Below are 13142 nucleotides of genomic sequence, written 5' to 3' on the forward strand. Positions count from 1 at the left end.
GAAATCCTCGATGTGGCCTAATTGCGGGTTCGAACATTACTTTTACCCGAGCTTTTCATGCCCAAGACATTCCGTACCGAAGCCGAACGCGTTGCCACCCCGAAGCCGACGCCGCTGCCCGGCTACACCGTGCCTCGCTCCGGTGGCGGCCAGAAGGTCAGCCTCGAGCGCGGCACCGCAACGCGCAGCAAGAAGAACCCTGGCAAGCGCGCCAAGAAGGGCGGCTGATCCAGCCTTCGCCGGCTCCACGGAGCCACGACGACGAACGCGCCCCCGGGCGCGTTTTGTCGTTGGGACGACGGCCTTCCTGAGCGATTCGCGATGTCCGACGACAACCAGATCTACATCCCGCCCTCGTTCTTCGCGGTCTACAGCGACGCGCGCCAGCGCCTGAGCGAGCCGATCGGCGTGGTGCGCGCGCGCTACGAGATCTGCGAAGACCTGGCGAACCATCTCGTGGGCCACGCGCAGATCCAGCACCACACCGAAGTACCGGTCGAGAGCGAGATCCTGCGGCGCATCCACGCCGGGCTGGCGACGCCCGAGGCGGGCGTGTCGGCGGCGGAAGCCGCCTGGATCGTCCAGCGGCTGGCCGAGCTGCTGGGCTGGCAGGGCCCGGAACCGGCGCCAGACGCCGACTGAGCGCGCCGCTCCCGAGCGATCAGCGCGCTGAAAACCGCTCGGCCAGGAAGTCGACGAAAGCGCGCGTCTTCGCCGCGAGGTGACGCGAGGGGTAGACCGCGTACACCGGTGTCTTGTCGGCCTCCCAGTCTTCGAGCACCGCCTGCAGGCGGCCTGAGGCCAGCTCGTTCTCGACGTAGATGCGCGGGATCAGGCTCAGGCCGAAGCCCGCGAGCAGCGCGTCGCGCACGGCGATGCTGGAGCTGACCTTGTAGCGCCCGTCGACGGGCACCGCCACGCTGCGGCCGGCGCGGTTGAAGGTCCATTTGTTCGCATGCCCGGAGAGCGTGAACTGCACGCACTCGTGGGCCTTCAGGTCTTCGGGCTGCGCGGGGCGGCCGAACGCGGCGAAGTAGCCGGGGGCGCCGCACAGCACGTGGTCCATGGTCATGAGGCGGCGCGCGACGAGGCTGGAATCCTCGAGCCGGTCGCTGCCGCGGATGGCCAGGTCGTAGCCCTCGCCGATGATGTCCGAGCGGCTGTCCTGCAGGTTCAGCTCCAGCCGCAGCTTTGGGTAGCGGGCCATGAACTCGGGAATGGCGGGCGACAGCGAGGTGAGCGCAAAAGTGAGCGGCGCGCTCACGCGCAGCACGCCGCCGGGGCTGCTGCCCATGGGCGCGAGGGCGGCGTCGGCCTCGGAAAGCTCGTCGAGGATGCGCGACAGGCGCTCGTGGTACGCGGCGCCGGCTTCGGTCAGGCTCATCTGCCGCGTGGTGCGGTTGATGAGCCGCACCTTCAGGTGCGCCTCCAGCTGCGCGATGTTCTTGCTGACGGCCGCGGCCGAGAGCCCCAGTTGCCGCGCGGCACCGGCGAAGCTGCCCGTGGCGGCGGTGGTGCGGAACACCTTGAGGGCCGTGAGATGGTCCATGCTGGAAACGCTGCGAATTGACGACTGGCGGTAAAGAATCAATTCATTATTCGAACATTCACAACCGGCGGTCAATTCCATAGATTCGACCCATGACAAGCCGCACCACCGACGTCCTCCTCACCGCGTCAGCACCCGCGATCTGGGGCAGCACCTACATCGTCACGACCGAGCTGCTGCCGCCCGGCTACCCGCTGACGGTGGCGCTGCTGCGCGCGCTGCCAGCCGGGCTGCTGTTGATGCTGATCGTGCGCAAGCTGCCGGAGCGCGCATGGTGGGGCCGCATCTTCGTGCTCGGCGCGCTGAATTTCTCGGTGCTGTGGGCGATGCTGTTCCTGGCGGCGTACCGGCTGCCGGGCGGCGTGGCGGCCACCATCACGTCAGTGCAGCCGCTGCTGGTGGTGTTCCTGGCCGGCGCCTTTTTGGGCGCGCCGGTGCGCGCGCTGTCGGTGGCGGCGGCGGTGGTGGGCATCGGCGGGGTCGCGCTGCTGGTGCTCACGCCGAACGCGGCACTCGACGCCGTCGGCATCGCCGCAGCGATTGCAGCCGCGGTGTCGATGGCCTTTGGCACGGTGCTGAGCCGGCGCTGGCAGCCGCCGGTGTCGGCCCTCACCTTCACGGCGTGGCAGCTCACGGCGGGCGGCCTGCTGCTGTTGCCGGTGGCGCTGCTGCTGGAGCCGCCGCTGCCCTCGCTCACGCTGCACAACTGGATCGGCTTCGGCTGGCTCGGCCTGGTGGGCGCCGCGCTGACCTACATCGTGTGGTTCCGCGGCGTGGCCCGGCTGGAGCCCTCGGCGATCGCGCCGCTGGCCTTCCTGAGCCCGGTGACGGCCGTGATATTGGGCTGGGCGCTGCTGGGGCAGAGCCTCTCTGCATGGCAGATGCTGGGCATCGGCATCGTGATCGCGAGCATCTGGCTCAGCCAGCGTGCGCAGCGCGGCGGGCAGCGTTGGCAGAATCACGCAGCCACGCCCTCTGGAGGAATCCGCTCATGCCCCTCGTCACCATCCGCCTCGCTCGCCGCGAGCAACCCGCCACCCGCGAGCAGAAGGCCGCGCTGATCGCCGGCGCCACCAGGCTGCTGCAGGAGGTGCTGGGCAAGCGGCCCGAAGACGTGACGGTGCTGATCGACGAGATCGACCCCGACAACTGGGGCCAGGGCGGCGAGAGCGCGACGGTGCTGCGGCAGCGGCGGCGCGCGGCGGGCAGCTGACCGGCGGGGCCTACCTGTCGATGATCTTGCGCGCGAACACTTCGAGGTAGTCCATCAGCCGGTCGGCGCCGGCAATGGCGGCGGCCTCGTCGCCGGTGGCGATGCCCTGCGCCAGTTCGAGGTGCGCGTTCGCGCCCTCGACGATCTCGCCCTCGTGCTGGTAGGCGTACCAGAAGCGCCGGCACTGCACGATCAGCGGCACCACGGCCTTCACCGCCGAATCGTTGTGGCTCGCCTGGTGGTTGACGAGGTCGAGCGCGCGGTCGGCCTTCATGTAGTCGTTGAGGTCGCCGCGGCCCGCGGCCTCGACCATCATCTCGGCGCAATGCACGATGGCCGTGCGCTGCTGCGCGGTGGCGCGGCGCGCGGAGCACGCGGCAATCAGCCGTTCGAGCACGCGCCGCGTGAGGATCACGTCGAGGTGGTCGGCCAGGTCGATGGTCGACACCAGCAGGCCCCGGCGCGGCTGCTGCACGATGAGGCCGATCGACACCATGCGCATCAGCGCCTCGCGCACCGGCGTGCGGCCGAGCCCGGTGCGTTCGGCCAGGTCGGCCTCGGCGATCTGGCTGCCCGGCTCGAGCTGCACGGTGGACAGCAGCGTTTCAATGGCGTCGTAGGCGAGGTCGGCGGCGCGGCGCTTGGGCGGGGGGCGGGAATCGGTCTTCGGGGCGGCCATGGTGTTCTTGTGCGGATGCTGCGGCGTCATTGTCGGGCGTCCACCGGGTCCGCTGTGTCCACCAGGCCCGCCAGCGTCGCGATGCGGACCGGCGACAGCGGCGGCCTGGGCGCGGGCGGCGTCCAGCCGAAGAGGAACTGCGCCGCATCGCCGCAGACGCGGCCCTGGCAGGCGCCCATGCCGCAGCGGCGGTGCAGCTTGGCGTCGGTCCAGCCGGTGCAGCCGACCAGTGCGGAGAACGGAACGTCCTCGCAGCGGCAGACGAGCGTGTCGGCCTGCGGCATGCGCCTGATGGCGTCGGCCAGCGCGAAAGCGCGGTGCAGCTGCGCCGCGAAGGCGTTCCAGCGGGTGCGCTCGCTTTCGAGGGCTTTCGCCGCGCGCTCGTTGCCCACGGCGGCGTGGCCGGCAATGGCGCCTTGCACCAGCGCGCGCTCGCTGCCGCCGAAGCCGGTGCATTCGCCGGCGGCGTAGATGCCGTGGACGCTGGTGGCCTGCCTTGCATCGACCGACAGGGCCTGCGTGCCGCCGCCGACGGGCGCGAGTGCGCAGCCGAGCAGCTGCCCGAGCTGCGTGTTGGGCGTGAGGCCGAAGCCGCAGGCCACGCGGTCGCAGGCGATGTCGGCTTCCTTGCCGCCTTGCAGCAGCCGGACCGATTCGACCTGCGCCGCGCCATGCACGGAGACGATGCGCGACGAGGTTCGATAGCCGGCGTCGGCCAGCGTCACGGCCTGCGCGGCCTTGCCCGGCCAGCGCGCCAGGCTGGCGCCGAAGCGCGCGACCGCTGCGAACGACGCCTGCTCGGCGATGCGCAGCACCTTCGCGCCTGCCGCGCGTGCGGTTGCTGCGGCGGCAAGAAGCAGCGGCCCGCTGCCCGCGATGACGATGCGTTCACCCTCGACAGGCATGCCCGCCTTGACGAGCGCCTGCAGGCCGCCCGCGCCCGTCACGCCGGGCAGCGTCCAGCCGGGGAAGGGCAGCAGCAGTTCGCGCGCGCCGGTGCAGAGAATGAGCTTGCGCCACGCCATGCGCGTCGCGCCGCCAGCGTCTTCGAGCAGCAGTTCGTCGGGTGCGGCGATGGCGACGATGCGCGTGCCGCTGCGCACGCGGATGTTCGCGTGCGCGGCGAGCGCGTCGCGCCACTTGCGCGCCGCTGGCGGCAGGGCGGCGCCGGGGCCGTCGCGCCAGATCTGCCCGCCGGGCGCGGGGTTGTCGTCGATCACGACGATGGATGCGCCGCTCGGCGCGGCCGCCACGGCCGCCGCCATGCCGGCCGGCCCGGCGCCGACGACCAGCAGGTCGCAGCTGTCCGTCGCGATGCCGGTCATTCCGTCGTCTCCACGCGCATGCCCTCGGCGCACACGGTCTGGCAGGCGAGCCTGCGGCGGCCGTCGACCAGCACGCGGCATTCCTGGCACACGCCCATGCCGCAGAACGGCGCGCGCGGCTGCCTCGTGACCGAGGTGCGCGCGGCGCCCATGCCGCCGCCATCGGCCACGCGCAATGCCGCGGCCACCGAGCTGCCCGTCTTCACGCGGACCAGATGCCCGTCGATGTGCAGCAGGGTGTGGGCGCTCATGCCATGCCTCGCAGGCCGCGCGGCGCATAGGGCGCCGGGTCGAAATCGGGCCTGGCGCCGGTCATCAGCGCGGCGAGCACTTGCGCGCTGCCCGGCGCGGTCGTCACGCCGAGGCCTTCGTGGCCGACCGCGAGCCAGAGCTTCTCGCGCCACGGATGCCTGCCCAGCAACGGCAGGCCGTCGGGCGACGCGGCGCGCATGCCGGTCCATGAACGCACGGCGTTGAGGTTGGCGAGCCCCGGGAGGTAGTCGAGCGTGCGCTGGAGCATGCGCGCCAGCATCGGCGCCTCGACCGCCGGGTCGGTGGTGTCGAACTGTCGCGACGAGCCCACCAGCAGTTGCCCGGTGGGGCGCGGCTGCACGTTGAAGGCGACCGAATCGCCGTCGCTGTGGTGCGCGCTGGTCACGTAGCCGAGCTCGACGAGCTGGTGGTGCACGGTGCCCGGATAGCGGTCGGTGATCAGCAGGTGGCCCTTCTTCGGGCGGATCGGGAGTTCGGGGCACAGCGTCGTGGCCTGGATGCCGTTGGCGAGCACGATCTGCGGCGCGCGGCGACTGCTGCCGTCGGCGAGCCGCAGGGTGCCGTCATCCTGGATGGCGGCGACCTTTGCATGTTCGACGCGCACCGAATCCGCGGCCTGCGCGAGCAGCCAGCGCGCCGCGTTGGGCGCATAGAGGATGCCGTCGCCAGGCACTTCGAGCGCACCGGCCAGGCCCTTGCGCAAGGCGGGCTCCGCGCTCGCCAGTTCGCCCGCCGTCAGCAGGCGGCTGTCGATGCCGTGCGCATGCAGACGCTGGTGCTTGCGTTCGGCCTCGGCCATTTCTTCGTCGCTGGCCGCGATCCAGAGCGTGCCGCAGGGGCTGTAGGCGCAGTCCTCGCTCATGCGAAGCGCCAGCGCGCGCCATTGCGCGACCGAACGGCGGCTCAGTTCCAGCTCGGCCGCGTTGTCGTCCATCACCACGAGGTGGCCCATGCCCGCGCCGGTGGCGCCGCCGGTGCGCGCATCGAGCACCAGCACCTGCAGCCCCGCCTGCGCGAGGGCATGCGCGCACGCCGCGCCGACGATGCCGGCGCCGATGACGATGACGTCCGCGTCCATGCCGCCCGGCGTCAGAGCCGGATGCCCCAGCCGAAGGGATCGTCGTCGTCGATCAGCAGCGTGGCCTCCGCGCTGATGTGCGCACGGCCGCGCAGCGTGGGAATGACCTTGTCGCCGTCCATCGCGTAGCTGGCCACGAAGCGGCTGCCGATCACGCTGGCCTGCGTCCACACCGCGCCCGGCGCGAGCTTGCCGTCGGCCGCGAGGCAGGCGATCTTGGCGCTGGTGCCGGTGCCGCAGGGCGAGCGGTCGTAGGCGTTGCCGGGGCACAGCACGAAGTTGCGGCTGTCGGCACCGTCGCTGTCGTCGGCGAAGAGTTCGATGTGATCGATCTCCGCGCCGTCCGCGCCGGTGATGCCCTGCGCCGCCAGTGCGCGGCGCAATGCGGCGGTGTAGTCGGTCAGCGCCGCGAGGTTGTCGCTGGCCACGCGCTGGCCGTGTTCGCTCACCAGGAAGAACCAGTTGCCGCCCCAGGCCACGTCGCCACGCACGACGCCGTGGCCCGGCAGCTCGACCGGCACCTGCCGCAGGTGCCGGTAGGCCGGCACGTTGCGCACGCTCACCGAGCCGTCTTCGTGCAGCGTGGTCGTGACCGTGCCCACGGGCGTCTCGATGCGGTGCTCGCCCACGCCGATGCGCCCCATGTGCGCCAGGCTCGCGACCAGCCCGATGGTGCCGTGGCCGCACATGCCGAGGTAGCCGGCGTTGTTGAAGAAGATCACGCCGGCGGCGGCGTCGGGCGACACGGGCTCGCACAGCAGCGCGCCCACCACCACGTCGCTGCCGCGCGGCTCCAGCACGGCGGCGGCGCGCCATTTGTCGTGCCGCTCGGCCAGCAGCGCGCGGCGCTCGGCCATGCTGCCGCCGCCCAGATCGGGGAACCCGCCGATCACAAGGCGCGTGGGCTCGCCGCCCGTGTGCGAGTCGATGACCTGGATGCGTTGCATGCGGCCGGGCCCCATCAGTAGCTGGCCAGGGGAACGGGCGCGGCGTTCTTGAAGGTGAACACCGTGATCGGCGCCTGCTTCATGTTGCCCTTGTCGTCGTAGGCGTAGGTAGCGGCCACGCCCTTGTAGGTGGTCTTGTAGAGCTCGGCGCCGACCTTGTCGGGGTCGATGGAGTTGGCCTTCTTCATCGACTCGCCGATGAACATCACCTGGTCGTAGTACGAGGCGGCGTAGGCGTCGGCGTCGATGTTGAAGCGCTTCTTGAACTTCTCCTTGAACGCCGGGCCGCTCTGCGCCTTCTCGAGGATGGAGCCGCCCTGCGCGCAGAACACCACGTCGTTGACCGCGTCGCCGCCGAGCTTGCCGGTGGCGGGGCTGCAGACGGTGTCGCCGCCCAGCAGCTTGCCGGCCACGGCCAGCTGCTTCATCTGGCGGGCCATGGGCGCGGCCTGCGGCGCATAGCCGCCGAAGAAGATGGCCTCGGGCGCCTTGGCCTTCATGTTGGTGAGGATGGCGGTGAAGTCGACGGCCTTGTCGGTGGTGAACTCCTGGCCGACCACGCTCAGGCCCTGCGCCTTGGCTTCCTTGGTGAACTCTTCCGCCAGGCCCTGGCCGAAGGCGGTGCGGTCGTCGATCACGCCGACCTTCTTGACCTTGAGCACCTTGGCCGCATAGACCGCCATCGCGCCGCCGATCTGGTTGTCGCTGGCGATGATGCGGTAGAGGTTCTTGTAGCCGCCCTGCGTGACCTTGGGGTTGGTGCCCACGGTGGAGAGCAGCACGCCGCCGTCGCTGTAGATGCGCGAGGCCGGAATGGCCACGCCGGAGCAGTACGGGCCCATGACGAACTTCACGCCGTCGTCCACGAACTTCTGCGCCACGCTCACGCCGGTCTTGGCGTCGCACTGGTCGTCTTCGGAGACCAGCTCGAACTTGAGCGTCTTGCCGCCGACCACGAGCTTCTTCGCGTTGAGCTCCTCCACGGCCAGGCGCACGCCGTTTTCATTGTCCTTGCCCGCGAAGGCGTTGGGGCCCGAAAGCGGGCCGCTGTGGCCGATCTTGACCACCTGCTCCTGCGCATGCGCCTGGCCTGCAAGGGCGAGGGCCGCGAGTCCGAGAAACGAAACCATGCTTGCTTTTGTCTTCATGCTTCTTCCTGCTGGGTTGGGGACGATGAAAAACGCGAGGCCGTGCGGTTATTACATGACCGACTGGTATTGAACAGGCCTGCTCGCGAGCGCCTTCTTCACAATGCCTTCGATGAACTCGCGCTCTGCGCCGATGAGCGGCAGGCGCGGACGGCGCATGTGCTCGGTGCCCACGCCCACCAGCACGTCGATGAGCTTGAGGTTCTGCACCAGCTTGGTCGACACATCCAGGTGCAGCATCGGCGTCATCCACTGGTAGAGCTTGAGCGCTTCGGCGAACTTGCCTGCCTTCATCAGGTCGTACAGCGCCACGGTCTCGCGCGGGAAGGCGCAGCCGACGCCGGCCAGCAGCCCGTCGCAGCCGAGTGCGAGGCCTTCGTAGGCGAGGTCGTCCACGCCCAGGAACAGCTGGTAGCGGTCGCCCACGGTGTTGCGCAGGTCGGTGATGCGGCGGATGTCGTCGGTGCTTTCCTTGATCGCCGCGATCCATTCGCAGTCGGCCAGCTCGACCATGTGCTGCGGCTTCAGGTCGACGCGGTAGGCCACCGGGTTGTTGTAGACCATGATGGGTTTCTGCGCCGCGTTGGCGATGGTGCGCACGTTGAGCATGGCCTCGCGCGCGTCGGCCACGTAGATCACCGAGGGCATCACCATGAAGCCGGCCACGCCGAGCTTGTTGGCGCCGTCCACGTAGCGCAGCGCCTCCCGGGTGCTGGTTTCCGACACGTTGGCAAGCACCGGGATGCGGCCGTCGGCGGCCTCCAGCGCGATCTTCGCAACCTGCAGCTTTTCTTCCAGCGTGAGCGTGCTGGCTTCGCCGAGCGAGCCGCAGGTGACGAGGCCGTGGATGCCGTTGCGGATCTGGAAGTCGATATGCCGGGCGGTGCCTTCGGCATCGATGCTCTCGTCGGCGTGGAACTTGGTGGTGACGGCGGGAAAGATGCCTTGCCAGCGGGGATTGCTCACTTGGTCGCTCCTTGTGGATGTGCGGTGTGGAAGCGTCGCACTTTAAATATATTAACGATATACCGTCAAGATATTCGTGGGGCAAGCGCTCTTCCGGGCACGGAGCTTGTGTGATATCGCGGCCCGGAGGCGGGCCGCCGCCGTGCGCTACTTGCGGCCGTCGGCCGGGCGCAGCACGCCGCGCCTGAGCGTGACCGGCTTGCCGATGGGCGGCGCGCTCTTGGTCTCCACCGTACGCAGCGAGCCGTTGTCCATGCGCACGCCGACCTCGTAGACCGTGACGGTGCGCACGTGCTTCTCGATGGCATTGCCCGCGAAGCCGCCGCCGACCGCGCCGAGCACGGTGGTCGCGGCACGGCCGTTGCCGTGGCCGAACTGGTTGCCCACAAGGCCACCCACCACGCCGCCCGCGACCGCGCCGACACCGGTGGTGCGCTGGGCACGCTGCACCGGCCGGACCGATTCGACCCGGCCGCAGACTGCGCAAGGCGGCGGTGCGGGCTGGGCGGCGGCCACAATCGGCGCATTTGAGCCGGGAGCGGGGCCGGGCTGGGCGGCTTGCGCCGGCAGCGGGGCCGGGACAGGCGTGGACATGGGCGCTGCGGCCATGGCCTGCGGTGCCGGGCCCGCGCCGGTAGGTGGCACGGCGGCGGCGGGCGGCATGAGCTCGGGCTTGAAGTCGTCCGGCGCCTTGGGCGCCATCGCGGCGGTCACGGGCGGCGAGGCTGCGGCGGCCACGGGCGGCGAGGCTGCGGCGGCCGCCGTCGTGTCCTGCGACTGCTTGTGCAACAGCACGCCACCCAGCGCCACCACGGCCACGGCCAGGGTGCCGATCACTGCCCACAGTGCCTTTGGCGACCTGGTGGCGCCCGGCGCGCCGGAGGGTTGGTCAAGGGGCGATGTCGAGTCCATGGGGAATCCTTTTCTCTTTCCCTCGCAGCATGCGGGGAACCCACCCCGGAGCATGGGCGCCGACGCCGCGTTGTCAATCCAGCGGCGTCCTACACGCGGCGTTTGCCACGCCGCTGCGGAAGAAGGGCGTCAGCCGGAGCGCGCCATCTCGGCGATGGGGTCGAGCGCGAGCAAGGTCAGGTGCCCATAGCCGACGTGCAGCCAGCCCTGAGCCTGCATGTGCTGCAGTGCCAGGTTGCAGCGCTGGCGCGAAACAGCAGCGATGGCGGCCAGTTCGTCCTGCGCGATGGGCAGGTGGACGAGGCCGAGCGGGTTGTTCAGCACATGCGCCAGTCCGCACAGCGCATTCGCCACTCGCGCGGGGCCGCGCATCAGCCGCACGTCGCCCACATGGTCCATGAAGTAGTGCAGGCGCTCGTTGATCTGCGAGTACACGAAGTCCTTGAACACCGGCTGCTCCTGCAGCAGACGGGCGAAATCGTCCAGCGGCAGCAGTACGACGCGGCTGTCGCGCAGCGCCACGTAGTCGGCATGGCGCGGCTTGCCGCGCAGCAGCGCGCCTTCACCGAACCAGCAACCCGGCAGGATGCCGCCGAGCGTGGAACTGCGTCCGTCCGCGGCGAGCACGGAGGTCTTGAGCAGACCCTGCGCGAGCCCGAACCAGGCTGTCGGTATCTCACCCCGCCGGGCCAGCAGCTGGCCCTGCGAGACCCGGTGTTCGCGGGCGCGTTTCAGGATCCAGCCCTGTGCCGGGGCCGGAAGCACCGCGTACCAGGGCGAAAGGCGCAACAGCTCGTCCAGCCGGTAGCCGGCAGGTTCGCCCACGTTCAGGCGCCGAGGCGGCAGGCGGGTGGCCGGTGCCGCGTGCGGCACCGAGCCAGGCGGAATCGGCAGATCGTCCGGCTTCGTTTTCAACGGGTAAACCCTTCCCCCAAATGTCCCCGTTTCAACAGTAACGCTTCGACGCAGACCGAACAATCCGGCCCAACCCGCCCGCACCCTGGATTCATCGGCCACGACATGCACACCTCGACCCCCTCCGAAGCTCAAGCCCCGCTGCTGTGGTCGCCTTCGGCCGAACAGATTCGCGCCAGCCGCCTGCACGACTACCAGCAATGGCTGGCCGACCGCCACGGCGTGCCCGCGGGCGGCTACGAAGCGCTCTGGCAGTGGTCGGTGGAGGAACTGGACGCCTTCTGGCAATCGGTGCGGGAATACTTCGGCGTGGTCGGCCACGGCGATCCGCAACCGGCACTGGGCCGCCGCGAGATGCCCGGCGCGCAGTGGTTTCCGGGCATGCGGCTGAACTACGCCGAGAACCTGTTTCGCCGGGCGCCCATGGACCCCGCAAGTCCGGCGATCATCGCGCGCAAGGAAGGCGCGCCGCTGCGCACCGTGTCGTGGGCCGGGCTCGAACGCGACGTCGCCGCGCTGGCCGGGCAGATGCGCGCATGGGGCATCGGCCCCGGCGACCGGGTGGCCGGCTACCTGCCCAACTGGCCGGAGACCGTCGTCGCTTTCCTGGCTTGCGCCAGCATCGGCGCCATATGGTCCAGCTGCGCGCCGGACATGGGCCCGGGCGTGGTCCTGGACCGGTTGCGCCAGATCGAGCCCTGCCTGCTGCTGGCCACCGACAGCTACCGCTACAACGGCAAGCGCCACGATCGCATCGCCCAGGTCAGGGAGCTGCTGGCCGAGCTGCCCAGCGTGAAGCGCGTAGTCCACGTGCCGGGCGCCGCGGACGAAGCGCCTGTGCCCGACTGGCGCGACCGCGTCGACTGGGCCGAGGCGCTGCGCAACGACGCGCCGCCGCACTACGAGCGCCTGCCTTTCGACCACCCGCTGTGGATCGTCTATTCCTCCGGCACCACCGGCCTGCCCAAGGCGATGGTGCACGGCCACGGCGGCATCGTGCTCACGCACCTGAAGACCATGGCGCTGCAGCACGACCTGCGCGAGGGCGACCGGCTGCTGTTCCTGGGCAGCACCGGATGGATCGTGTGGAACCTGCAGGTGGGCGCGCTGTTGACCGGCGCGAGCATCGTGATGTTCGACGGCAACCCCAGCTGGCCGGATGCCGAGGCGTTGTGGCGCTTCATCGACGAGCAGGGCGTCACGCTGTTCGGCTGCGGCGCGGCTTACTTGGTCAATTGCATGAAGGAAGGCTTGCGCCCGCGCGACATCGCGAAGCTGGACCGCCTGCGGGCCATCAACGCGACCGGCTCGCCGCTGCCCGTCGACGCCTACCTGTGGGTCTACGAGGCCGTCAAGCCGGACCTCTGGCTGGCTTCCATCAGCGGCGGCACCGACATCGCCTCGGGCTTCGTGGCTTGCGCTCCCAGCCTGCCGGTGCATGCCGGCGAGATCCAGTGCCCCGAGCTGGGCGTGGCGGCCTACGCCTTCGACGACGCCGGCCGGCCTGTGGTCGATGAAGTGGGCGAACTGGTCATCACCAAGCCGATGCCCTCGATGCCGCTCTACTTCTGGAACGATCCCGATGACCAGCGCTACCGCGAGAGCTACTTCACGACCTTTCCCCACGTCTGGCGGCACGGCGACTGGATTCGCTTCACGCCGCGGCGCAGCGCGGTGATCTACGGCCGCTCCGACAGCACCATCAACCGGTTCGGCATCCGCATGGGCACGGCCGAGATCTACCGGGTGGTGGAGCAACTGCCCGAGGTGCGCGACAGCCTGGTGGTCGACCTGGAGTACCTGGGCCGGCCGTCGTTCATGCCCCTGTTCGTCGTGCTGCAGCCGGGCGCGACGCTCGACGCATCGCTCAAGGAGCGCATCTGCGCCGACATCCGGGCCAAGGCCTCGGCGCGCCATGTGCCCGACGACGTCGTCCAGGTCGACGAGATTCCGCGCACGCTCAGCGGCAAGAAGATGGAAGTGCCGGTGCGCAGGCTGTTGCTGGGCGCCCCGGCCGACAAGGTGGCCAGCCCCGACAGCATGCAGAACCCTCGCAGCCTCGCCTTCTTCATCGACTACGCCCGACAGCGCACGGCCGCCTGACGCCGGCGCCCCCCAGTTTTTCCCCGCACGCATA

The 13142-nt window shown here is 70.1% G+C and carries 15 protein-coding genes; 5 read left to right on the forward strand and 10 right to left on the reverse strand.

Annotated elements, in window-relative coordinates:
* Nucleotides 1-57 precede the first annotated feature (57 nt).
* Together WIX39_RS03815 and WIX39_RS03820 are read left to right on the forward strand one after the other, a co-directional pair.
* Complete coding sequence (locus WIX39_RS03815; protein WP_164546861.1) at nt 58-228, forward strand: hypothetical protein; 171 nt, start codon at nt 58-60, stop codon at nt 226-228.
* Between the two features lie 93 nt (nt 229-321).
* Entirely contained in the window at nt 322-642 is a 321-nt protein-coding gene (locus WIX39_RS03820; RefSeq protein ID WP_409194549.1) for a hypothetical protein, read from the forward strand.
* Nucleotides 643-661: 19 nt separating this feature from the next.
* Here WIX39_RS03820 and WIX39_RS03825 read toward each other — a convergent pair whose 3' ends face one another.
* Nucleotides 662-1549 carry a LysR family transcriptional regulator gene (locus WIX39_RS03825; RefSeq protein WP_409194550.1) on the reverse strand — a complete coding sequence of 296 codons (888 nt, stop codon included), beginning with the start codon at nt 1547-1549 and terminating at the stop codon, nt 662-664.
* A 92-nt stretch (nt 1550-1641) separates the two neighbouring features.
* Between WIX39_RS03825 and WIX39_RS03830 the strand changes: the two genes are divergently transcribed.
* Together WIX39_RS03830 and WIX39_RS03835 are read left to right on the forward strand one after the other, a co-directional pair.
* Entirely contained in the window at nt 1642-2610 is a 969-nt protein-coding gene (locus tag WIX39_RS03830; RefSeq protein ID WP_106936342.1) for an EamA family transporter, read from the forward strand.
* Nucleotides 2541-2762, forward strand: coding sequence for a tautomerase family protein (locus tag WIX39_RS03835; RefSeq protein ID WP_106936341.1), 222 nt, complete (start codon nt 2541-2543; stop codon nt 2760-2762). The genes WIX39_RS03830 and WIX39_RS03835 overlap by 70 nt, the downstream gene beginning before the upstream one ends.
* A 10-nt stretch (nt 2763-2772) precedes the next feature.
* On the opposite strand, the gene WIX39_RS03840 is transcribed toward WIX39_RS03835, so the two are convergent.
* The 9 genes from WIX39_RS03840 to WIX39_RS03880 all read right to left on the reverse strand — a co-directional run bounded on the left by WIX39_RS03840 (nt 2773) and on the right by WIX39_RS03880 (nt 11005).
* A complete protein-coding gene (locus WIX39_RS03840) occupies nt 2773-3441 on the reverse strand; it encodes a GntR family transcriptional regulator (RefSeq protein WP_234382226.1) in 669 nt (222 codons plus the stop codon).
* A 26-nt stretch (nt 3442-3467) separates the two neighbouring features.
* The gene (locus WIX39_RS03845) at nt 3468-4766 is read right to left on the reverse strand and encodes an NAD(P)/FAD-dependent oxidoreductase (protein WP_106936340.1); all 1299 of its coding nucleotides are present in this window, start codon (nt 4764-4766) and stop codon (nt 3468-3470) included.
* Nucleotides 4763-5017 (reverse strand): (2Fe-2S)-binding protein, encoded by a 255-nt coding sequence (locus WIX39_RS03850; RefSeq protein WP_106936339.1) that lies wholly within the window; start codon nt 5015-5017, stop codon nt 4763-4765. Before WIX39_RS03850 ends, WIX39_RS03845 begins: the two co-directional genes overlap by 4 nt.
* Nucleotides 5014-6117, reverse strand: a complete 1104-nt coding sequence (locus WIX39_RS03855; protein WP_409194551.1) for an NAD(P)/FAD-dependent oxidoreductase — start codon at nt 6115-6117, stop codon at nt 5014-5016. The genes WIX39_RS03850 and WIX39_RS03855 overlap by 4 nt, the downstream gene beginning before the upstream one ends.
* A gap of 11 nt (nt 6118-6128) precedes the next feature.
* Entirely contained in the window at nt 6129-7064 is a 936-nt protein-coding gene (locus WIX39_RS03860; RefSeq protein ID WP_409194552.1) for a 4-hydroxyproline epimerase, read from the reverse strand.
* 14 nt (nt 7065-7078) lie between these two features.
* On the reverse strand, nt 7079-8212 hold the full coding sequence (locus tag WIX39_RS03865; protein WP_106936337.1) for a branched-chain amino acid ABC transporter substrate-binding protein: 1134 nt from the start codon (nt 8210-8212) through the stop codon (nt 7079-7081).
* Between the two features lie 51 nt (nt 8213-8263).
* A complete protein-coding gene (locus tag WIX39_RS03870; RefSeq protein WP_106936336.1) occupies nt 8264-9178 on the reverse strand; it encodes a dihydrodipicolinate synthase family protein in 915 nt (304 codons plus the stop codon).
* Nucleotides 9179-9325: 147 nt separating this feature from the next.
* Nucleotides 9326-10090, reverse strand: coding sequence for a glycine zipper 2TM domain-containing protein (locus tag WIX39_RS03875; RefSeq protein ID WP_409194553.1), 765 nt, complete (start codon nt 10088-10090; stop codon nt 9326-9328).
* A 129-nt stretch (nt 10091-10219) separates the two neighbouring features.
* Nucleotides 10220-11005: a Crp/Fnr family transcriptional regulator gene (locus WIX39_RS03880; RefSeq protein ID WP_409194554.1), complete on the reverse strand. Its 786-nt coding sequence runs from the start codon at nt 11003-11005 to the stop codon at nt 10220-10222.
* Nucleotides 11006-11110: 105 nt separating this feature from the next.
* Between WIX39_RS03880 and WIX39_RS03885 the strand changes: the two genes are divergently transcribed.
* Nucleotides 11111-13108, forward strand: coding sequence for an acetoacetate--CoA ligase (locus WIX39_RS03885; RefSeq protein ID WP_409194555.1), 1998 nt, complete (start codon nt 11111-11113; stop codon nt 13106-13108).
* Nucleotides 13109-13142 lie beyond the last annotated feature (34 nt).

The sequence above is a fragment of the Variovorax sp. AB1(2024) genome, assembly GCF_037482385.2.
GTDB lineage: Bacteria > Pseudomonadota > Gammaproteobacteria > Burkholderiales > Burkholderiaceae_C > Variovorax.